At 47.7% G+C, this 20898-nt stretch carries 19 protein-coding genes; 10 read left to right on the top strand and 9 right to left on the bottom strand.

Features of this window, described 5'->3' with window-relative positions; genetic code table 11:
• Positions 1-193: 193 nt before the first annotated feature.
• The 3 genes from V5J77_RS02955 to V5J77_RS02945 all read right to left on the bottom strand — a co-directional run bounded on the left by V5J77_RS02955 (position 194) and on the right by V5J77_RS02945 (position 3734).
• On the bottom strand, positions 194-940 hold the full coding sequence (locus V5J77_RS02955) for a (2Fe-2S)-binding protein (protein ID WP_338554303.1): 747 nt from the start codon (positions 938-940) through the stop codon (positions 194-196).
• A gap of 4 nt (positions 941-944) precedes the next feature.
• Positions 945-1964, bottom strand: coding sequence for an ABC transporter substrate-binding protein (locus tag V5J77_RS02950; RefSeq protein ID WP_338554301.1), 1020 nt, complete (start codon positions 1962-1964; stop codon positions 945-947).
• Positions 1965-2087: 123 nt separating this feature from the next.
• Complete coding sequence (locus V5J77_RS02945; protein ID WP_338554300.1) at positions 2088-3734, bottom strand: helix-turn-helix domain-containing protein; 1647 nt, start codon at positions 3732-3734, stop codon at positions 2088-2090.
• A gap of 429 nt (positions 3735-4163) precedes the next feature.
• Here V5J77_RS02945 and V5J77_RS02940 point away from each other — a divergent pair, with 429 nt between their 5' ends.
• The 6 genes from V5J77_RS02940 to V5J77_RS02915 all read left to right on the top strand — a co-directional run bounded on the left by V5J77_RS02940 (position 4164) and on the right by V5J77_RS02915 (position 9660).
• The gene (locus V5J77_RS02940; RefSeq protein WP_338554299.1) at positions 4164-4733 is read left to right on the top strand and encodes a hypothetical protein; all 570 of its coding nucleotides are present in this window, start codon (positions 4164-4166) and stop codon (positions 4731-4733) included.
• Between the two features lie 342 nt (positions 4734-5075).
• On the top strand, positions 5076-6272 hold the full coding sequence (locus V5J77_RS02935; protein WP_338554298.1) for an MFS transporter: 1197 nt from the start codon (positions 5076-5078) through the stop codon (positions 6270-6272).
• Positions 6273-6311: 39 nt separating this feature from the next.
• Complete coding sequence (locus tag V5J77_RS02930; RefSeq protein WP_338554297.1) at positions 6312-6620, top strand: hypothetical protein; 309 nt, start codon at positions 6312-6314, stop codon at positions 6618-6620.
• A 204-nt stretch (positions 6621-6824) separates the two neighbouring features.
• Positions 6825-8171, top strand: coding sequence for a peptidase (locus tag V5J77_RS02925; RefSeq protein WP_338554296.1), 1347 nt, complete (start codon positions 6825-6827; stop codon positions 8169-8171).
• 264 nt (positions 8172-8435) lie between these two features.
• A complete protein-coding gene (locus V5J77_RS02920) occupies positions 8436-9209 on the top strand; it encodes an MBL fold metallo-hydrolase (protein ID WP_338554295.1) in 774 nt (257 codons plus the stop codon).
• A 55-nt stretch (positions 9210-9264) separates the two neighbouring features.
• Positions 9265-9660, top strand: coding sequence for a hypothetical protein (locus V5J77_RS02915; RefSeq protein WP_338554294.1), 396 nt, complete (start codon positions 9265-9267; stop codon positions 9658-9660).
• A gap of 725 nt (positions 9661-10385) precedes the next feature.
• Here V5J77_RS02915 and V5J77_RS02910 read toward each other — a convergent pair.
• Positions 10386-10919 (bottom strand): isochorismatase family protein, encoded by a 534-nt coding sequence (locus tag V5J77_RS02910; protein WP_338554292.1) that lies wholly within the window; start codon positions 10917-10919, stop codon positions 10386-10388.
• A complete protein-coding gene (locus V5J77_RS02905; protein ID WP_338554291.1) occupies positions 10916-11347 on the bottom strand; it encodes a ribosomal-processing cysteine protease Prp in 432 nt (143 codons plus the stop codon). The genes V5J77_RS02910 and V5J77_RS02905 overlap by 4 nt, the downstream gene beginning before the upstream one ends.
• 258 nt (positions 11348-11605) lie before the next feature.
• Between V5J77_RS02905 and V5J77_RS02900 the strand changes: the two genes are divergently transcribed.
• The 4 genes from V5J77_RS02900 to V5J77_RS02885 all read left to right on the top strand — a co-directional run bounded on the left by V5J77_RS02900 (position 11606) and on the right by V5J77_RS02885 (position 15547).
• Positions 11606-13213, top strand: coding sequence for a helix-turn-helix domain-containing protein (locus V5J77_RS02900; RefSeq protein WP_338554290.1), 1608 nt, complete (start codon positions 11606-11608; stop codon positions 13211-13213).
• A gap of 71 nt (positions 13214-13284) precedes the next feature.
• Positions 13285-14253 carry an iron-siderophore ABC transporter substrate-binding protein gene (locus tag V5J77_RS02895; RefSeq protein ID WP_338554289.1) on the top strand — a complete coding sequence of 323 codons (969 nt, stop codon included), beginning with the start codon at positions 13285-13287 and terminating at the stop codon, positions 14251-14253.
• A complete protein-coding gene (locus V5J77_RS02890) occupies positions 14253-14834 on the top strand; it encodes a nitroreductase (RefSeq protein WP_338554288.1) in 582 nt (193 codons plus the stop codon). Before V5J77_RS02895 ends, V5J77_RS02890 begins: the two co-directional genes overlap by 1 nt.
• Positions 14835-15070: 236 nt before the next feature.
• Complete coding sequence (locus V5J77_RS02885) at positions 15071-15547, top strand: hypothetical protein (protein ID WP_338554287.1); 477 nt, start codon at positions 15071-15073, stop codon at positions 15545-15547.
• A 108-nt stretch (positions 15548-15655) separates the two neighbouring features.
• Here V5J77_RS02885 and V5J77_RS02880 read toward each other — a convergent pair whose 3' ends face one another.
• The 4 genes from V5J77_RS02880 to V5J77_RS02865 all read right to left on the bottom strand — a co-directional run bounded on the left by V5J77_RS02880 (position 15656) and on the right by V5J77_RS02865 (position 20181).
• The gene (locus tag V5J77_RS02880) at positions 15656-16582 is read right to left on the bottom strand and encodes a hypothetical protein (RefSeq protein WP_338554286.1); all 927 of its coding nucleotides are present in this window, start codon (positions 16580-16582) and stop codon (positions 15656-15658) included.
• A 157-nt stretch (positions 16583-16739) separates the two neighbouring features.
• A complete protein-coding gene (locus V5J77_RS02875; protein WP_338554285.1) occupies positions 16740-17897 on the bottom strand; it encodes a glycerate kinase in 1158 nt (385 codons plus the stop codon).
• Between the two features lie 126 nt (positions 17898-18023).
• Positions 18024-19643, bottom strand: a complete 1620-nt coding sequence (locus V5J77_RS02870; protein ID WP_338554284.1) for a DUF4179 domain-containing protein — start codon at positions 19641-19643, stop codon at positions 18024-18026.
• Entirely contained in the window at positions 19615-20181 is a 567-nt protein-coding gene (locus V5J77_RS02865; RefSeq protein ID WP_338554283.1) for a sigma-70 family RNA polymerase sigma factor, read from the bottom strand. The genes V5J77_RS02870 and V5J77_RS02865 overlap by 29 nt, the downstream gene beginning before the upstream one ends.
• Positions 20182-20898: the final 717 nt, after the last annotated feature.

Raw genomic sequence — 20898 nt, 5'->3', positions numbered from 1 at the left:
CATGAAATATACCAATACCATCTTCCCTTTCCATATTGTAGTTGTATATATTTTAATTATAGTAATTAATGGCATAAATTAAATGGTCCTAAAGACCTAATAAAGAAGGTCTGCTCCCTCCCCATTATGCAGGGGGCTGCAGACCTTCTTCTCTGTTTAATGCCTCGCGCTTTAAGCGGCAGCATCTGATTCTCTAGCTCTGAACAATGGGACAATTGCCGCAATAGCCGCGAAACGCTTCGAGCCGGTAGGCTAGGCAGCAGGTCGCTTTCACAAACATCAGCTGCCCGGGAGCAGTTGGGTGCTCCATAAATTGGGGTGTCATACGAAATGGATTACGGCGCAGTCCGAACACCTCCGGCTCCATGTCCGAGGTCCAGCGCCTGAATCGGTCGTGGACTGCTGCCCGGCTCTCCTCGCTCGTTGCCTCCATAGCTTCCTCCTCCATGTAGCCGTAGAGTTCATTATAAATCTGCTTCCATAGCAGGGCAGCTTGATTGGCTGAAGCCTGCGAAAGTGCAGCAATAATGGGGCTCACTTCATCCCGGTAAAAAATAGACAGCGCAGCTTGAGCATTTTCAGCAAGCCCCTCGTCGGGAATCTCGGCAATAGGGTTCTCACTCCAGCCCTCGTGAATATAAAAGGAAAACAGCGGCATGTTGTCCATTCGGCTGAGCTGCACGGACATATTACTCATTCGCAAAGCGAAGGCTCTGCGATCTGCGGCGGCGAGCATGCTGTGCATGGCTCCACAAACGCCTGCATACCAGGTGCAAAAGAAAGCGGCTGCTACGCGCATATCCTCGGTTCCAAGCATGGGAGCGTACGCTCGGAGCAGCAGCCCGGCATTTTGCGGCTCACTCAGCTCCACCAGCGTAAAGCTCAATAACGGATTTTCTGCTGCCACCGAGGTAACAAAAAACTTCTCCGATAGAGTCATCGCCCTATTGACCTTTATTTTCAAAAATATCAAGAACGGCATCTATCGCATAACGATTCGCCAGAGGAGACATACCCAGATTGAACCATTCCTCTCCGCCTACCAAATACACCTGATTTTTCTTCACAGCCGTCATGTTTTTCCATAGTGAGCTGCTTTGGATTTCCTTGTAATATTGCTGAATCGTTTCATTGCTGTCATCATTCATCTGCAAAATAATATGATCCGGGTTGTACTCCGGCAATTTCTCCAGCGATATCGTGACAGAAAGCTCGCTCTGAGGGAAATTCTCAACCGGTTTAAGACCCAGCGTCTTGTGAACGAAGCTGCCGCGGTCAATGTTTTCACCATAAAGCACGATGCCATCAGGCATAATCATCATATACATAACCGTTTCGTCGCCTACGAGCGTATCCAGCTTCTCCTTGGCTGCCAGCTCATGATCAACTAAGTCTTGAATAACCTTATCCGCTTCCTCTTGCTTGCCTAATACGCCAGCAATATCCTTCAACTCATCGCGCCAGTCATCACGCTGCGGCAGCAATACCGTTGGCGCAATCTTCGTAAGCTGGTCATAATCTTTGTCTGACCACCATGTCGGCGCAATAATTAAATCAGGCGCTGCGGCTAATATTTTCTCAAAATCCGGGGTTCTAGCAATGCCCATTTTAGTTGTATTTTTGAACGCTTCCTCTAAATAGCTTGGGAACTCCGGATGAAAATTTTGTACGGCTATTGGCGTAACGCCCAACGCCTGTAGAAATTCTGGATATACAATGGACAGCCCTATCACTCTGTTCGGGTTTGCCGGAATCGTAACGTCACCTTTCTCACTAGCTACCGTGCGAACATTATCCGCTGCGGCGGCGCTTGGCTCGCTGGATGCTTGGGCAGCCTCTGGCGATGTGGCTGGCGATGCTGCTGCGGATGTATTTCCTTGTCCATTGTTGCTTGAGCAAGCGGCCATTACTAGCGCCATAAGCGTGATCATGACCAGCAGTAATCCTGTCTTTGCATGTTTCATTTTTTCTGTACCCTCCTGAACGGTCGATATGTCTGCTCCTCACTTGAAAATGAGAATTAATATCACTGTTAGTGAGTATAACGGATACGTCCCTCTTCGCCTATCGACGATGTCGCCAACATTTTATGTACGATTACGCCACAGCTTTAATACCTCATCCAAAACCAAATCCTGCGTGAAGGCTGTGTATTCCGTCCATGGGTAGGAAGGAAGCTGGTCGATTCGCCTGTTTCTGACCGCCTTCACCATCCCCCACTCCTTCGACTCTCTTAGCTCCTGCCAAGCCCGCTCTGCCTTTACATCATCCTCTATAATGAGCAGTAGTCGATCCGCATCCGTTCGCATAAGCTCCTCCCGCGTCCATTGCTGCTCAGGCTGATGTGGAATAACGCCAGATGCTGGTAATAGCTTGAGATCCTCATAAAAGACCTCACCCAAGCTTCTGCTGCCCAAAATGTGAATCGCCTGCCCTGATATTCGGGCGATAAGCAGACGCTCCTTGCCCCATCCCTTCTTCACCTGCTCTCGCACAGCACGAGATTTGCGCTCGTATTGATCAAGCCAAGCCTCCGCTTCCGAGGATTTGTCCAGCCACTGCCCGAGCAATTTTAGCTGCATACGCCAATCATGCTCCAGCCAAGGCATCAAATACGTTAACGCAAGTCCCTCCAGCTTCTTACCAGCTTCCGCGCTCGTGTATTCTTTAAGCCCGATGATGTAGTCAGGGTTCGTGCTGCGTATCTGCTCTATTCTCATATCCTCATTCTGCGCTAGGGGTAGAACAGAATGAGCGCCATATTTTCGACGATAATATTCGGTCCATGGATGATCGCCCGGAGCCGCATGAGGCGTAATGTACAGCGCCAGCAGGTGCCCAATCATATTAGCATGGTAGGCGACGACCTTTTTTTTGGCGTTTTTCATAAATGCAGCAGGCGGGGTGCCTGTTATTTTTTTGAATTTGCGCCGAAAATACAGCTCATCCTGATAACCGACATAGCTGGCAATATCCTTAAGCTGGTATTCCGTATTAAGCTTCATCAGCTCCTGAGCTTGTCTTATGCGATATCTGGCCAAATATTCAATGGCACTCCAGCCGTAGGCCTGCTTAAATAGTCGGATAAAATGCCGCGAGCTGATTCCAGCCTCCTTCGCCAATAGCTCGATCGTCAACTCCTCGCGGTAATGCTGCTCCATATATAGCTTGGCACGCTCTAATGCCACCTCGGAATCGGTGTCTGTTACACGCTTGCCAGCTTGCAGCAAGCTATGCAGCAGCTCATAAAATTGAATTTGTCCGCGCATACGCTGTAGACGATTTTCGCTTTGTAAAGAGTGGCTCATTGCCTCGCAAAGGGCCGTCCATTCAATTATGGAGGATACCACGATTTCTCCTTCGATGGGAAACCGCAGAATTGGTGGCAGCGGCTCATTGTGTGATTGCCACTCCGACGTTTGCGGCTGAGCAAACACATCAAAGCGTACAGCGTAGAGCCCTCGCTCACCGGAAGCCTCATGAAAGGCCTCGATTAATTGCCCAGACGTACAAACAAAGGCAGTGCCCGCTCTTAGCTCCAAATACCGCCCATCTACGGTAATCCAGCCTCTGCCGGATGCTATAAGCAGCAGCATATGCGATTCAATGAATTGCAGCCGAAGCTCCCAGCTCCCAGAGCTGCCATTGTTTTTTTCGACTCCTCTAAGCTTGAACCATATGTTGTCCAGCAGTTCGTATTGGCCCGCTTGCAAGCCATATTTATGATCAGACATTTTGCTCACCACCTTTTTCTCATCCGCAACATGCTTATCATTTTATAGGAATGAGCCCCGATAGGAAACACACGCCTTATGCATCGACTATACGTGAGCGAGCTTCTGAACAATAAAAATTTATGGATGACGGCCCCTTTACTATCGTCGAATCAATTGGTATCAGCAACAATGCCTGCGACTAGCCAAGCAAAATAATAGGCTTCCACTGCCGTCACTCGCCTTTTTCCATATTCCTTTGCCTGAATACAATGAAGTGTGGAGCTATAACAGCTGCTACGGACATAATTATGAAGAAATGACATACGCCACCGTATGAAACTAGACCATGGTCGGGGATCAGCTATTACCTTAGAAGGTTCCACAGAATTTTCCCCTGTATTACAGTTAATAACAGACGAAAGTTCTTTCATGTGGAGGTCATAGGGGATGAGTATAGAAAAAGAGATTTACGTGCTTCTAACGGACACAGGCACGGTCTTGACCAAGATTATTCGCTCGTTTACGAAGGACCCGCTGAATCATGCTTCGATCGCTTTTGATTCGAACCTGCGCGAAGTATACAGCTTCGGCAGGAAAAATCCGAACAATCCTTTCTTCGGTGGATTCGTGCGAGAGGATGTGACGAGCACGTTTTTCGGCGAATCGATGTGCGCCCTTTATCGCTGCACGGTAAGCCCCGTGGTTTATGACAATCTAAGAAACCAAGTCCAGCATTTTGAGCAAAATCAAGATCTGTACAGCTATAATTTGGTCGGCATGTTAGGCGTCGTATTCAATATTGAATGGGAGCGCAAGCATTCGTTCTTCTGCTCGCAATTCGTCGCAACGCTGTTTCAGCGAAGCGGAATGGTTCTGATCGACAAGTCGCCATTGCTCGTAACACCTGGCGATCTACAGCATACGCCCAAGCTGGAATTGGTATATCACGGACATTTGAGTGCCTATGCGGGCTGTCAGAACAGCATAGCTGCGACAAGTTCGTTCCGCACGGCATAAAAGGGACTGTCCAAAGAGTCAGTAAAAACTGACTTCTAGGTCGTCCCTTTTTCCATCATCTGAAGTCTGCTTTGTCTTCCCCGTTCCGTCCATTGCAACCCGCGCGTTACCCCTTGTTGTATATATGAAGCCGCTGGCTGGCAGCCGGTAGCCCTTCACATGCTCCCCACCGCGCATAACCAGATGCCGAATATCTAATATAAATTTGTTTAACGCCATGTATAAATAGCTTGATATTACATGCAAAAACCTAAATAATGATGAAATAGGTCTAATTGCTCGGATATGTATCGTAACGATTGGAGCTTTAGTTCGCACAGCAGAAAGGTTGTCATTTACATCATGGAGTTTTCCCAACGTTTGACCCAGAAGCAAGCCGCGAAAGAGCCGTTCCCCGTCTCGATTCTCTCGCTTACTGTCGGAGCATTTGCCATTGGCATGACCGAGTTTGTCATTATGGGGCTATTGCCTAATGTCGCCACAGACCTGCATGTCAGCATTTCGGCTGCTGGGCAGCTCATTACGATGTATGCGCTTGGCGTCGCAATCGGCGCTCCCATATTGACCATGCTTACGCAGCAAATTCCGCAAAAGCAACTGCTATGTCTGCTGATGATTTTATTCATTCTCGGCAATGTCATCTCCGTTTTTGCGCCGAGCTATGCCGTCCTGATGGGTGCACGTGTCCTAACCGCCTTGACACATGGAACCTTTTTCGGCGTCGGAGCGGTAATTGCCTCTAATCTCGTGCCGCCAAATAAACGGGCCGGAGCCGTATCCATCATGATGGCTGGACTGACGATTGCCAATATTATAGGCGTGCCTCTCGGCACCTTTATCGGACAAAACATGGGCTGGCGCGCCTCCTTCGGAGCCATTGCCATCATGGGCGTTATCGCCCTGTCAGGCATACTGATCTTCATTCCAAAAATAAAGCAGGAACAAGCCGCGAGCATCGTTCAGCAGCTAGCTGCCCTTGCCAGACCTAAGCTCCTAGTCTTCCTGCTGATCTGCGCGCTAGGCAACTCCGGGCTGTTCGCCGTCTTTACGTATATTACGCCGCTGCTTACGCAGGTGTCAGGCTTTGCTGAGCACAGTGTCACGTGGATTTTGGTGCTTTTCGGCTGCGGTGTAACGCTTGGCAACATCGTCGGCGGCAAGCTGGCCGATTGGAAGCTAATGCCTGCCATATTGGGGCTTTATGTGTTCATCTCTGTCATTTTAGCTATCTTAACGTTTACAATTCATAGTCCTATAGCGGCTGTAGTGACGATTTTCCTCTGGGGAGCCGGCTCCTTCGCGGTCATGCCGGGGCTACAGGTTCGAATTATGAGTCTGGCGAAAGCAGCGCCCGCGCTGGCCTCTACGTCCAGCCATTCCGCCGGTAATCTCGGCAATGCCGTTGGTGCTTTTATCGGGGGCTGGGTCATCACCCATCTGTCCTTACATGCACTTCCGTGGGTCGGGGCTGTGCTTGTCGGGCTAGCACTAACGCTCGGGCTGGCAACCTATATGACAGAACGCAAGGCTGCCAACTGAAAAAATAGTTATTCCACATCTTAAATTGGAGGGTTTTCAATGAGCAAACGCTATCGCATTACAAGAGCCTTGCAAAATAACCATTCGTCGGCACTGACGATTTCTTTGGAGGAATGCAAACAATATTTTGCGTCCAAGCCTGATTTTTCGTATACCTCGGTATATACCGTAACAGGCGCTACCACCATGTCCATTGAAGGAGATTTCTTCATGTGGAGCATCGGCGATGCTTCCATTCCCTTCCGGCATTATCAAGGGGATATATACGTTTCCGGCACGAACGATGTGGTCATTCCTAAAGTCATTGAGGTCGCAAGCGAGCTCGTCGCTGACGTCGTGAACGAGTAGTTTTCGAGCCCCTGCTAAACAATTGCCTCATGCACAAGCAGCCCCCGCCTCCACAGCAACATGGAGGCGGGGGCTATTTTTCGTGTATGGTTGCTTTAATTGCATGACCTTATTCAGAACGTTCACAAAATTACAATTGTAAAAAATAGAAATATATGTAATGATTATTATTGTAGTCTACTAGATGAAAAAGGAGAGTTTACCATGTTCAAGAAAATTTTGTTGACGGTTTCTCTACTAGTCACGTCGGTTTTTGGCGGTTTTTCCTTCACGCCTAGCGCAAATGCCACGGCCATTCCCGAGGTGAGTCTGACAACCAGCGGTACACAATTGTCATCCTTCGATATTCCTGAAAGCAGCAAGCTTGACCTTAATGAAGCCTTGCCTGCACCTTCAGTCATCTCTAGTTCGACACAAAGCCTACAGCAGCGCTCCCTCGACTCCGTCACTCAGTCGGTATACAATACCGATCCTGGCAACGCCTATACGATCAATACGGGCCAAGTCTACTTTGATTATATTGATCAAGCTGGCGGGCAGAAGTGGTTTAATTTTCAAACGACCGCACCTAGCAAGCTGACTGCTTTTTTACAAACGGTGCAATCCGCAGCTGTCGACTATGATTTGCACTTATTCCGCTTAGATTTAAATACCTTGCAATTGGTAGAGGAATATTATTCGGTTTATGGACCGCAAATGGACGAGCAGGTAAGCCGGATTGCTCCAGCAGGCATCTATTATTTGGCTGTAAATACGGTGTCAGGCTTTGATGCAAGCACTCCATTCTATTTCACCGTCATTCAATCCTCTGTCTATGACAGCGCAGAGCCTGATGACAACTATGTCTATGCCAAGGCAAAAACAAGCGCCTTCACCGTTAGCCAGACAATTGACAATGCCTTTGACGAGGACTGGATTAAATTTACCGTAAGCACAGCCAAGCAATACACGATTTCATTCAACAATCCGGCGGCTGGCACCACCTATCAGGTTAATATTTATAATCAGAACCTAAACCAGCTTGCTACCATTAACCAAAATTCAAGTGGAACCTACAACATGAGTGCCGGCACCTATTATTTTAGAGTATTAAGCACTTCTTCGTTCAATGCCTCGCAGCCTTATACCTTCAGCGTGAGCAATGCCGCTGCGGCTGTCACGGTATCAAGCATCACCTCTGATCCTAACGTTTCAGGCTATATGACTTATGGATATGGGAATAAGTATCGTATTCAAAACTATATAACCGTGACGGGATCAGCCAAAGATTCAAGCGGCAATGCGGCTGCAAATGTCCCTATTACTGTGAGCATTAGAACGGATATAAACAATCTGCTTTATACAACCACCACCACTACTAATTCCAGCGGAGGATTCACTGCCTCCATCTCCGGCATACAGCCTGGTGCTGGAGTTTATGTCTATGATAACTGGGTTTCCTACCACTACTTTGATATTATTCCGATCCAGTTCAGCTCCAATAATGCTGTTTTGAGCTCAAATGAAACGTCGCTTTACCACTTTGCTTATCAGACTTATCGACCTCATTAAACATTAAAGTTAAGAGGTCAGAAGCATCATAAAAGTATAAAAGAACAAGAGCCAATGCTCGCGGTCAATCGCGGCATTGGCTCTTGTTCTTGAAAACTGCTTCCTAAATTCATTAGTCGCGCTGAGCCTTCACAGGGCAGACCAATAATCAAAAGCCGCCAGCGTAATTTCAATTTGTTCTCAAAATAGTTATAAATAGCGTCCTTGCAGACACTACAGCACCCCAAAAATATGTTAATTTAAAAACAGACCAATCGGTACTAAATGGAGGTGCCTCTCATCGCAATTTCAATTCAACATATTCGCCACGCGACATTGCTCATCACGATAAACGGCAAAAAAATACTTATTGATCCGATGTTAAGCGACATAGGCGAGCTTCCGCCCGTTCCTTTCACTCGGACTTTGCGCAGAAACCCGCTAACCCCTCTGCCCGTTCCGCTTTCTTTTTTTGAGGATATAGATGCTGTATTGTTAACCCATCGACATTTTGATCATATGGATAAAAAAGCAATCTCGGTGTTACACAAGCGGCTCCCCGTATTTTGTCAGCCAGAGGATCAGACCTTCTTGCAGAACGCTGGCTTCCTCAACGTACAAGTCATTGGCAGCTCATTGGAATGGGGCGGTATACAGCTGAAACGAGTGAAAGGGCAGCACGCCCACGGTGTTTTCACCAAGCCGCTCGGCCCTGTATCCGGGTTCATTCTAAGCACAACGGCAGAGGGTTCTATATATTTGGTCAGCGATTGCGTCTATACGCCTGCGATTGAAGAGACATTCAGAGAGAAGCAGCCAGATATTGCGATTTTACATACCGCTCGCGCACAGCTGCTATTGGGAACCATTATTACGATGACGGCGGAAGATATCCTGCGTATTCGCAAGGTTTCGCCAGCAACGAAGCTCGTCGCTGTTCACATGGATGCGATTAGCCATTGTACACTTAAGCGCCAGCAGCTTAGAAGCTTCCTAAAGGAGCAAGGGTTGGAAAATGCCGCGATCATTCCTGAGGATGGAGAGGTCATTGCCTTCTAGCTCTGCTTTCGCTTTACCAATCTATAAAAACTAGAATATGGGGGCCGAAGAAGCCATGAACAAAAAGAAGGCGGAAGCGATCCGCACCATGAAATATCGTTACAACGGACCTAAAAATGGCATCGGCTATTCCTTTAGCCCCGTTCGTTATGAGGAGGCTGAACCAGCAAATAATCGGGTTTTTATTTATGATGAAGATTTCAGCGATATGCTGCCATTTATTCAGCAAAAATACCCGCTTGTCGATATACGCTCAGGCGAGCTTTATGCCGCTTTTGATCCTTGCTGGGATAATCCAATTCCGAAAGCCGTCTGGGAGCAGATTGTGCAAGAGCTCGATGCCCTGTTTGTAGAAGATCCTGACCAGCTTGCCTTCATCCATTCGTTCACCGCCTGGGTTCGCGAGGTGCTGGAGCAGGCTGACGAAATTGTGGTTTACGGCAATTTGTAAATTGCCTGCATGGACGCTCGTTCATTCGAATCTGACTCGACTAGCCGAGTCAGATTCGCCGCACACTCCCTGTCCCTTCTGCTTGAAGCTGACTGCCACATGGCGACTATCAGAAATTTTGGCTGCAAGGCCTATTTGAATATGGATATAGTAGTTCATCAAATTCTCATCAGCAGGTGATCAAATTGTCGAATAAGCTGCGCGGTATAGCAATTGAAGGGGTAGACTATAAATTCTTATATAGTTTAAGCAGGGGCTGGTGGGACGGATTAAAGACGGTTGTTATCGAGGACGGACTTGCCGCTATGCAGGAAATGGGATATGAGATAGAGCGCATAAAATCTAGTGCGTCTGCGCAAAGTTAGACTTGGCGGACACAGAAGCCGCTATTTGAAAGAATCACGGGTTAAGGCACTACCTGCGGACACAGGAGCCGCTAATGCCGTAGAAATGGACTGTTTGACGGGAAAATGATGGCGATAACGGCTTCCCTGTCCGCTTGCGGCCTGAAATCGCAGAAAAACCCATAATAGCGGAAACTCAGTCCTCAAAAAAAGGATCGAGCTTCCAAAACTGCTGGGTCTAGTTCAGGACTAGTTCGGGTCTAGTTCAGGACTAGTTCGGGTCTAGTTCAGGACTAGTTCGGGTCTAGTTTAGGTATAGTTCAAGTCTAGTTCGAATATAGTTCAGGACTAGTTTAAGACAGGTCTAGGACTAGTAATGGGTTAAAATACATGCTCATCCAAGCCGCGAATCGTAGCAAACCTTCCATTCCAAATTTGCTCGTGGTGCTCAATAATTTGAGATGCCGTCAGAACCGCATTCGCAAGGGTGCTATGGCTATTTTTCGCCAAAATATTAGACTTATAGCCACGGCTGTACGCAGCGCGTATCGTTGTATCCAAGCAAAATTCGGTTTGTGCTCCAGCAAAAATTAGCTGTTCAATCGAGTTATCCTCCAATAAAACGGACAATTCGGTGTTGTGGAACGAATCCCATGTTGTTTTTCGGATGACGGTATCCTCTGGCTTCATATCTAGCCCGTGGTTGAGCTGCCAGCCGGGTGAATCTACGTAGAGTGGGCTATTTACGTTGTCATATACGGTATGCTGGATGAAAATCACTGGAACATCTGCACTGCGAGCAGCCGCAATCCATTGGTTAATACGGAGCACCAAGTCCTCTTTCTGGTATAGGTAATTTTCTGGCAAGTCAAAAAAAACCTCCTGCACATCAATAACGATTAATGCTTGCTTCATCTGGTTTCCTCCCCGACTATATCTATTCCATTCTTCTCCACCCTGATTTCCTCAATAACTAAATATTGCTCGCCATAGGAACGCTGAATGTCTTCCATGCCTAGCCGGAGTGACCGTAATAAAATTTGCGAATCTCGGCTTACTTTTTCAAGAATGATGCATTTCATATAGTTCCTGCCCATGTCTACCTCAGGACGGTCATCTGTAAATTCATTGATAGAATTAACGGCATTAATGGTCAGCGTGGACACGGCAGCTGCAATAATATCTAAGCCATATTTGGAAAACCCCGTGCTGCCCTTAGCTATAAAACCATAAATTTCCTGATTGGCGAAGGTGAAAAAGGTTATTACGAAAGGATCTCTATGTTCCTCTGCTAATATCTCCCTTTGTCTATCCATTCTTATGTTGATATCATCATGCTCCATGAAATCCATCTCCTCGGTCGGTTCAAGAATACTAAATCCGCTATTAAAAATGGGATAATCCCCCTGCTGCTGTTTTTATTTGACTATAGCACTCTATCTAATCTATGTATAGGTAGCTACTTGAGAGTTAACCCGCAAGCTGTTAGCCCCTTTTCCCCTTATCAAAAGAGCATTTAATTTACTTTAGAGTTGTTCATTATTATTCTTTTTTGCAATCTGATACAATTGAATGAAAACCGCCAGCAAGGAGGCGCCTGCATGTCCGGCAAAAATGTTCCGTTCCAGGATCTGTTCGTGACGATGACCAAAGTAGCAAAGCATGCCGTCCCAGTAGGAGGGCTAGTCCTTATTCCATCGAAAAATGAGCACCAGCTGTTATTTGTGCTAGGCGGCACAGCGAAGGTCCAAGTGGATCATAAGCACCGTCAGCCTCTTTTGGCAGCCGATACTCATTTCATCATAAAGCCGGGACAGTCGTTGCGGATAGCGAATTCAGGCAGTCATTTATTGGACATCCGCATCATTGCATGTGAGGTTGTTCAGCTTAGCCGGGCGGAGTATAAGCTTTCAGCAGCGTCCGTCAAGAGCTTTTCTTATTTTCAATATGAGACCGTATCGCATACTCCTCGTTCACTCCGGGCTATGGTGCAGAAGCTTCAAGAGCCTTCTACTTTCGTAGATTTGCAGCACCAGCTTGAAAATCAGTTTCTATTTCAGAAGCTTATCTATCTGTTGATGGAATCTCATGCTTCGCAAACCGATGCTGACCCTCGCCATGCCGTCGAGCGCTCCATCGAATATTTAAAGCTTCATTACGATGAAGCTATTACAATTGAACAATTGGCTAGCATCGCGCAGCTCAGCAGACGCTGGTATACAACATTGTTTAAGGAAATGACCGGTGAAAATCCGAGCGATTATTTAATTAGGCTACGTATGGATAAAGCCAAGGAATTGCTCACCATGTCCAAAGAAAGCTTGTACGCCATCGCCCGTAAAGTCGGCTTTGAGGATGAGCATTATTTTAGTAGAAGGTTTAAGCAAAAGGTTGGTGTCGCTCCCCGCTTTTATTTGCATAATCGCCGTATTCTGGGGACGACGGTCACTCATCCCGAGTTGATGTATTTGCTAGGGACTATTCCCATCGCTGCGTTTCCACCTGATCAGGAGTTTCCTAGTTATTTGCTGGAGGCATTCAAGCAAGTGCCCAAGCTGAATAACAGCCAGCACTTCGAGCCTGAAAATTTCAAACCATTCAAGCCCGATGTCATATTGGCTGCGGAATGGAAGGATTATGAAAACTATGAGGCTCTAAGCCGAGTTGCCCCTACCTTCCTGCTGCCAAGCCATGATGATTGGCGGGATGAGCTGACCGATGTGGGCGAGATTTTGGATAAAAAGCAGCAGGCCCATCGTTTTATTCGCTGGTATGATGACAAGCGCGACGAAGCTCGTGAGCAGCTAAAGCTGCTGACAATTAATGAAACGGTCGCTTATGTGCGTATGACCGCGGAAGGCCTCATCGTATTCGGCAATCACTCATCGAGAGGAAAAATACTATATACCGAGCTTGGTTTCATTCCACCTGAACAAACATTGCTGCATAGCGATGGTAAAATCATGTCTGTTGAACAATTAGCTGCGCTAGGAGCCGATCACATCATTTTACAAATGGGTGAGCATGCTGACAGCAGCCGGGAAGCTTTATTGCAGCGGCCTGAATGGAGAAAATTTATAAAAGCCTCTACAAGTCAGGTCTACACCGTTGGGCACCGTGAATGGTACAATTTCTCCTTCTCTCCCTTATCTACCGGCTTCGCCATGCAGCATATGCTGCAAATGTTTGAGCGCGGCGGCGTTCGCTAACCGTGAGGAATGCGCGAAAATCCACGTTCGCTTCCCTTTTCTCCATTCCTTTTTGGTGGACACCTCCTATAATGAGAATGAGAATTATTATTACGCTTGAGAGGGATGGAACAATGAAACGCGCACGAAAATGGGGTTTTGCAGCGATCATGCTATCACTGCTGCTTGTAGCTGCTTGTGGAGCTAAGGAGGATAACACTGTAAATAGTCCAACTGCGAAGGCCGATGCAGCCGAGCAACCGCTTCGGGTAGTGGCGACTACGGTAACCTATCCAGATTTCTTATATTCGCTAGGTGTCACGCCAGTAGCTGCTGAAAACGCAAATGCCGAATTTCCAAGCTACTTGAACGGGGCATTCGATGCTGTACCTAAGCTGGGCGGCGTTCTTAACCTGGAAGGTATTTTGGCGGCAGCGCCTGATCTTATTATCGGAGCAAATTGGCGGGATGCAAAAAATGTGGATCAGTTAAATAAAATTGCAAAAACGGTTTTGCTCCCTGATCGTGACAACTGGCGCGATGAATTGCGCGATATGGGCGAAGCGCTTAATAAGAAGGAGCAGGCCGAGCAGGTTATTGCGGATTATGAGGAGAAAATTAAACAAGCCAAGGAAAGTCTAAAGCCTCTAGTCGGAGAGGAAACGTTTATGTATATGCGGATTATTGGCAAAGACAGCTACGTTATGGGACCTCTAGCAAGCCGCGGCAAAGTGATTCATGGGGAATTGGGGCTGCATTCAGTACCCACTTTCCCTAAGGATGAAGAGAGCATCGCTATATCGTTAGAAATGCTGCCTGAGCTAAACCCTGATCATATTATTCTACAGGTAGAAGCTGGAGATGATGCAGCAAGCGCGCAAAAAATATATGAAGATATGAAAAGCAATGCGGTATGGATGGGCCTTAAAGCTGTGAAAGAAAATCATGTCTACCTCGTCGGAGATAAAGACTGGATGAACTTCAGCTTCTCCCCCGTAGCTACATTGAACGCAGTAAATGAAATTGTCGAGACGATTAAACAGCAGAATGGAAATAAATAATGAGCCATTCTATCGAGCATATCATTCGGGAACGTCGAACCATTAAGTCATTCACAGATCAGCCCTTGTCGAAGCAGACGTTGTTGGATTTGCTGAATGCAGCGGTATGGGCGCCTTATCATTCAAGTGAGGAGCCCTGGCGGTTTATTATTTTTATGAATGAGGATCGTCGCAAGTTTGCCGATGCTGTCCTAGCCACTTACACAGAGGATGAGCTGGCGCGTTTTGGTGAGGGAGTAATGAAGGAATATTGCTTGGAGACTCCTGTCCATCTGCTCGTCGTTATTAAACAAGATAAATCCGAAGTCAGACGGGAAGAGGCGCTGCTTGCAGCCGCCACCTTGATTCAAAATTTACAGTTGCTGGCCTGGGAACAGCGGATTGGCTTTGTGTGGAAGACGAATGAATACAATCGGGAAGACGATTTTCATCGCAGCGTTGGCATACAGCCGGATGAGAAGCTTGTCGGCACCCTGCACATGGGCTATTTGAACGAGAATAAAATTCCGCAAGCAAGGAAACGAAAATCAGCAGGTGACCTCATTACCTGGCATGACGGTTCAGAGAAGAACAATCTATAAACCCGCTTGGCATTCGCCAGCAGCCGCTAAATGCAGAAAGGATCGCTAGGTCCGCTCTGTAGCTAGCGGCTTTTTGGATAGGCTGAAGCCTAGTTCTCCACTATTAACACCAACTCGTACCATAATAAGAAATTAGGACCAGAGCCAAAGTCTCAGTTACAGCAGTCAGGAGCTATGGTAAACTGGATGGCGATATTGTTTTTTCTTCATCATTTTGAGAAAAGGGAGTTGTCTCTATGAAAAAAAACTACAGACGATGGTTAGGCGGAGCGGCTCTTATATTGTCACTGTTTACACTATCTGCATGCGGCTCTTCAGGACCTACCCAAGCAGATTTCGACAGCTTGCAGGAGCGGGTTGCGGGGCTAGAGCAACAGCTTGCCGCTAAGGAGCAAGAGGTGGAGGAGCTTAAATCGGCGTCTGTGACCCTTAATCCATCCAGCGGCAGCGTTGATGCATCTACTCCAGGCAGCAATGGCCCTGCTGACAAAGGCGATAATGTACGCATCACCTTTGAGCAATATCAGCAGCTTGAAATAGGCATGACCTATGATGAAGTAAAAGTTATCGTTGGCGGTGATGGCAAAGCCTTGAGCGAAACTGTAGATTTGGTCGCTTATTCCTATATGGGAGTAGGGGCTATAGGCGCCAATGCAGTGCTCTCTTTTAATAAAGGGAAGCTGTTATCCAAGGCACAGGCAGGACTCGAATAAAAAAAGCCATAGAGCCAAAAAAACAGACAGTCTTCACTCATTAAAAGCATGAGCTGCGAGCTGTCTGTTTGTCTATAAAACCTGCCTATAAAGCCTTGCCTAGATGAACTATACCAACTGCTCAATTGCCACTTGATACAAGCGGCTGCCTTCGCTGAACAGCAAGCGATTTTCTCGAAAATCCCGAGTACGTGGTTGAAGCGGCTCTGCGTGTTCATTTAAAAAATGGATCGTGTGCCCTGCACTCAAGCAGCCTTGTTGTTCATTTTTTTTAAGAATAAAGGCTTCATGCTTGCCATAACCACCGTCGAACAAAAAGTGGTACCCATCCGTACAAAACCCGGCCGAGCCGGCAATATTCGGGTTAATGAAGGTAACCTTCGCCTGCGCGGTGCCGCCTGAAATGCGGCCTAGCAAGAAATCCGTGTAGTAATAGAACCACACCTCCTGCTCAGTCACAACATTCAGCGCATAACAATCGGCGATGTCCGACGTATGATCCTCGTATATTTTGTTGCCATTCTCATCCCAAGCAAGGAGACCTTGAGCCCCAATCGGGTTACCCCACCCGTTGTTTCCAAAGACTCCTTCGTCGAAATAACTGGTCCATATGGTGCCCTTCTCTGTTACCTGCACACTCTGAATGCCATCTCCTAGCAAAAACTCGCGAACAGTCTCGCCTTTATAGTTGCACACTTTCGCATTCAAATCATATTTGCCTACCCCATAATAACTGCAACGCGCACCAACCAATAACAGCTGATTCCGCAGCGGCTGGATATAATGATAATTGAAATGCTGATCCTCTATTACCACTGCTTCCATATAGTTATCCTCTATAATGAGCACCTTATAGGTATAAGGTTCCTTTAGCGCCGAAGGGACGAACATACCTTTTGTCCGTTCCGGGGCATGATTAATCAGCAGCACATACACACATCCATCTCCGCCAAGCTGAGCCGAAACCACTTCAAAGCCTTCCATATGTGCTGACATATCTGCATAAGGCTGCAGCGTTACCTTTTTATCAAACATATCCATTCCTCCCATCGTTCAATTCAAAAGCACCGACTTCATTCAATAACTGAATTATGTCTGAGCTCGGCGCTCCTGAACAGGGTGGAAGTATGGCAAAGACAGACTGCACTAGCAAGGTTCACCTTCTCTAACCTCTAGCTTACCTCTCGTCTACTTACCGTCTATCCGCAAACAGACCTAATTTAAGCACCCTCGCAATGTTCTCGGAAGTGCGCTCCACGTTGCCCGGCCCTTCCTTCAGAAGCTGCTCCAAATCAGACGCCCCAGGTGCAATGCCGAATACGGCATCAATGCCTTCTGCGTATAACGTTTCGATACCTTCGCCAATGAAGCCAGCGATTGCAATGACCGGCTTGCCCGCTTCCTTGGCTGCCTGCGCCACACCATATGGCGTTTTGCCAAATTTCGTTTGAAAATCAATGCCGCCTTCACCCGTAAATACGATATCCGCCTCAGTCAGGTGATTTCGCAGTCCCGAATATTCAATAACAATTTCGATACCCTTGCGTAAAACTGCCTGAGTGAAAATCATCAGCCCTGCGCCCAATCCACCAGCTGCACCCGCACCCGGCAAATCCCGTACATCCTTATGCAGCTGCTGCTTCACGACATCTGCATAATGGGACAGGGCCGCGTCCAGCCGCTGCACCATTTCTGGCGTCGCTCCCTTCTGTGGGCCAAAAACCTGCGAAGCGCCATGCTTCCCGCATAACGGATTCGTTACATCGCAGGCAACAATAAATTGCACCTCTCGCAAGCGCTCGTCCATATTCGACACATCAATACGGGCTAATCGGTCTAAGGCCCCGCCTCCACGGGCAAGCACATGCCCCTCGGCATCAAGAAACTTGGCACCAAGCGCTTCGGCCATGCCTGCGCCTCCATCATTGGTCGCGCTGCCGCCAATTCCAATGATGATTTTGCGGATACCTTGATCCAAGCATGCTTGAACCAATTCACCCGTTCCATAGGTAGTCGTGCAAAGCGGATTTCTCGTCTGCTTGTCCACCAGATGAATGCCGCTGGCCGATGCCATCTCGATGACCGCCGTTACACCATCCCCCAGAATGCCATATGCTGCGGCTACAGGATGACCAAGCGGCCCGCTTACTTCTTTATAATGAATCGTACCGCCAGACGCATCCACAAGGGATTGCACCGTCCCTTCCCCTCCGTCGGCCATTGGAACATGAATATAACGGGCCGTTGGATAAACTTTCCGCAGACCTTTCTCCATTGCGATACATACCTCTTTAGCCGTCATGCTTTCCTTGAATGAATCTGGAGCCAGCACAAATGTCGTATCCTTCATTTCTCTTCATTTCCTTTCAATCCAACAAGTCAGCTTCACCTTGCTCTACTTCATGATCCATTGCCTTAATCCCTTTATTTTTGAGCATTAAAAGGTAGCTCTGCCTCTTCATCCCTTACTGCTTGCTTATTGTGGAATGACACCCGTCGTTCCTGTAGACGGAATGACGAATGAAAAGTCAGCATCCTTGTACTGGCGATTGATAACAGTGCGTTTGATCGTCAGCTGTTTCGGCATGCTGTTCATGCCACTCATCATAAATTGGAGATCGGCACCGTCATCCAAATTCGGATCATCCGGGCTATATCCCCCGCCGGCATACATCCGGTATTCCTTGCCGTTCTCGTCAACAGCGATCCAGGTGCCTGACGCAAAATTGGGGTTGCTGAACGTGCCGCCAATTGGAATTCTTCCGTAGCCATCTGAAGTGATTGTCAATCCTTTGAGCAGGAGTGAATCGCCAGCATCCTCGAATAATACAGGTTTCTCTGGGGAAGCTTGAGAAGGATCAAAGACGACCGAGGCCTCACTTTTTTCCCGAATGACATAGCTGTCTAACACAAAGCGAATCTGCTGCTTGTCATAGGCAAAATCATTAAATTGGTAAAACCATTTCGCCAAACCGCTCCATCGGTCAAACTCATAATGACGACTTGAAAATTCCATTTCCGTCATGCTTGGGCTCTTCTCTAGCACATTGCCTTGTTCATCTTCCAGATGAAAATTAAGCAGATGAAACCCACTTTGACCGTCTATTGCACGGCTCGCCGCAGCTGGTGTCAGCGACGTCGTAAACTCAAGCGAGCCCCCGCTCGGCGTGCGGGTTGCTCCTTGCATCTGAATTCGGATACCGCTTGGCGTCTCATAAGAAATCCCGATAGGGGTAATCAGCGTCTGGGCTTTAGCCTTGCTCAAATCGACATCGACATGCAGCGTCCAAAATCCTTTGACCGTCTTAGACGAATAGTCGTCCGTACCCGGTGTTCCTTGATGCAGGGTGATCTGTTTAATGTTAGCGGAGAGCTGCATCTTGTCCTTCAATACTGGCCGTCTAAAAACAAATTCGAACCTGCTCGTGGTCGCATTGCCTCCAGTGCTAATCCCATAAGGGATATCTCCAATATGTCCCCTATCAACATCGAAAAGAGTAAAGTTCCCATCACTAGATAGAATTTCGCCAGCTACGGCATTTCCTTTCGCATCAACAATGTCGATTCCCACAATGAGACGAGTCGAATCGGCTATCACTTCGTTGACCTTCAACGTATAGCCTTGATCCTCGGCACTGGCGGCCGAATGCTGAACCAGCCCCGCTTCCTGCGCCTGCTTCATGCCGCTGTCCACGTAACTGTTCTGGGCAAAAAGCGACCGCACCATATCCGCAAGCGTCGGCTGTGCGTATAACAGCGTGCTTCCCGCGAGTACAATGGCAGCGGCCGCGAGCCCCCAGACTTTGCGTCTCGATGACCTTCTGGCCGCGTGTTGTCGTTTCACTTGGTACGTAATGGAAGAAGCGTCCAGATCGAGAGCAAGCGGATCGTTATTTCCCGCTGGCTCTATGTCTATGCCCTCCAGCTGCAACATCACCCTATTGGTAAAATCATCTTGAAGCTTGTCCGCGAACAAGACGTTTTCTATTTTCTTATCTTCCGCTGACGGTGTCAGTATCGGTGATGCTGTTCCAGCCCCCGCTTTAAGATCGACTTTTTCAGTTTTTTCAGCTTTTGTACGATTCCAAAATGTCATAACGTTGTCCCTCCTTTGCTTCTACCATTTTCCGCAGCCTGATTTTAGCTCGGTGAACGATGTTGGTGACCTGCCTTATCGACATGCCCGTTATGCTGGCGATTTCCTCGTGACTCAACTGGTTCGTGTAGCGAAGAACCAGTACCAGCCGATAATGTTCAGGCAGCTTCTCCAGCAATCGGTCCAGCTCAGAGCGCAGCTCTTTTTGCAGAAGCTTGGTTTCTGGTGTCTGGCGTTCGCAGCCTTCTTCCTGCATGGGTGATTCTGCTGTTTTTCGTCGCCAGCCGTCCTTCTGCAAATTAACAGCAATTGTGTAAAGCCAGCCAGCAAAGCTTTGCACTGGATTATGCGATGCCAGCTTGCGGTATGCCTTGAGCAGCGTCTCCTGCGTCAAATCCTCGGCATCAGCCTCAGAAGAGCCCATTTTGCGGAACAGTCCGTAAAGCTTATTTTGATAGCGCCGAACGATGTCCGCGTACGCTTGTTTATTTCCGTTCAGTACGGCTTCGATAATTATATGATCGTCTCTTAGCTCCACTTGCTCCCCTCCTTTTACGGCTCAGCTTTTGTTTATCTCACTGTTAAGACTCCCCATCCCTGCCTATTCTCTCACTTGATTTTAAAAGTTTCTAAGCCTAATGTGGAGAATCGGTATATATATCATTAAAAAAAGCCAGCATGCCTCAGAAACAGCCGTCCGTCCGTCCGTCCGAACGACCAATCATTCGTCTGGCCGTCTGTCTGTCCAACCGTTCGTCTGGCCGTCCGACTAAGACGTGTCTGGAACAAAGTTAGATTTGGCGGACTCAGCAGACGCTATTTTACTAGAAGGATTGGTTATGGGACAGGCTTCGGACTCAGGAGACGCTAATGCACTTCCAATAACCATTTTGCCAGGATTATTAGATCAATTACGGATCTCCTGTCCGATTAAAGCCTGAAATCGTTGAAAAAGCCAGAATAGCGGAACCTCAGTCCGCCAAAAAAGGACGACCTTTCCGAGCCGCATAGCCTCAGCAACAATAGTATTAGTCATTAAGCAAGAAGCAGCGATTTCGCACCTTTTTGGCCGTCAAGCGGCGGTTTATAATTTGCTCGCCCACCAACCGATCGTAAAGCTGTCTCGCGATGACTACCATTCAGAGGTATGTACCTCTCCGTTAGCCTTTACCGAGATTGACGGGTGGACTCTACTCAATCACGGAGCATTATGGAACCAGGGTGGACTTAACTAATGTCAAATCAGGGGAGTTTG

It is taken from the genome of Paenibacillus sp. KS-LC4 (assembly GCF_036894955.1).
Taxonomy (GTDB): domain Bacteria; phylum Bacillota; class Bacilli; order Paenibacillales; family Paenibacillaceae; genus Pristimantibacillus.
The sequence above is the reverse complement of the archived record's forward strand: the minus strand, read 5'-3'. Positions and strand labels throughout refer to the sequence as shown.

Excerpts from the sequence above, each read along its gene's own strand:
- V5J77_RS02955 (WP_338554303.1), bottom strand. The coding sequence starts at position 940 with ATGACTCTATCGGAGAAGTTTTTTGTTACCTCGGTGGCAGCAGAAAAT.
- V5J77_RS02950 (WP_338554301.1), bottom strand. The coding sequence starts at position 1,964 with ATGAAACATGCAAAGACAGGATTACTGCTGGTCATGATCACGCTTATG.
- V5J77_RS02945 (WP_338554300.1), bottom strand. The coding sequence starts at position 3,734 with ATGTCTGATCATAAATATGGCTTGCAAGCGGGCCAATACGAACTGCTG.
- V5J77_RS02940 (WP_338554299.1), top strand. The coding sequence starts at position 4,164 with ATGAGTATAGAAAAAGAGATTTACGTGCTTCTAACGGACACAGGCACG.
- V5J77_RS02935 (WP_338554298.1), top strand. The coding sequence starts at position 5,076 with ATGGAGTTTTCCCAACGTTTGACCCAGAAGCAAGCCGCGAAAGAGCCG.
- V5J77_RS02930 (WP_338554297.1), top strand. The coding sequence starts at position 6,312 with ATGAGCAAACGCTATCGCATTACAAGAGCCTTGCAAAATAACCATTCG.
- V5J77_RS02925 (WP_338554296.1), top strand. The coding sequence starts at position 6,825 with ATGTTCAAGAAAATTTTGTTGACGGTTTCTCTACTAGTCACGTCGGTT.
- V5J77_RS02920 (WP_338554295.1), top strand. The coding sequence starts at position 8,436 with ATGGAGGTGCCTCTCATCGCAATTTCAATTCAACATATTCGCCACGCG.
- V5J77_RS02915 (WP_338554294.1), top strand. The coding sequence starts at position 9,265 with ATGAACAAAAAGAAGGCGGAAGCGATCCGCACCATGAAATATCGTTAC.
- V5J77_RS02910 (WP_338554292.1), bottom strand. The coding sequence starts at position 10,919 with ATGAAGCAAGCATTAATCGTTATTGATGTGCAGGAGGTTTTTTTTGAC.
- V5J77_RS02905 (WP_338554291.1), bottom strand. The coding sequence starts at position 11,347 with ATGGAGCATGATGATATCAACATAAGAATGGATAGACAAAGGGAGATA.
- V5J77_RS02900 (WP_338554290.1), top strand. The coding sequence starts at position 11,606 with ATGTCCGGCAAAAATGTTCCGTTCCAGGATCTGTTCGTGACGATGACC.
- V5J77_RS02895 (WP_338554289.1), top strand. The coding sequence starts at position 13,285 with ATGAGAATGAGAATTATTATTACGCTTGAGAGGGATGGAACAATGAAA.
- V5J77_RS02890 (WP_338554288.1), top strand. The coding sequence starts at position 14,253 with ATGAGCCATTCTATCGAGCATATCATTCGGGAACGTCGAACCATTAAG.
- V5J77_RS02885 (WP_338554287.1), top strand. The coding sequence starts at position 15,071 with ATGAAAAAAAACTACAGACGATGGTTAGGCGGAGCGGCTCTTATATTG.
- V5J77_RS02880 (WP_338554286.1), bottom strand. The coding sequence starts at position 16,582 with ATGTTTGATAAAAAGGTAACGCTGCAGCCTTATGCAGATATGTCAGCA.
- V5J77_RS02875 (WP_338554285.1), bottom strand. The coding sequence starts at position 17,897 with ATGAAGGATACGACATTTGTGCTGGCTCCAGATTCATTCAAGGAAAGC.
- V5J77_RS02870 (WP_338554284.1), bottom strand. The coding sequence starts at position 19,643 with ATGACATTTTGGAATCGTACAAAAGCTGAAAAAACTGAAAAAGTCGAT.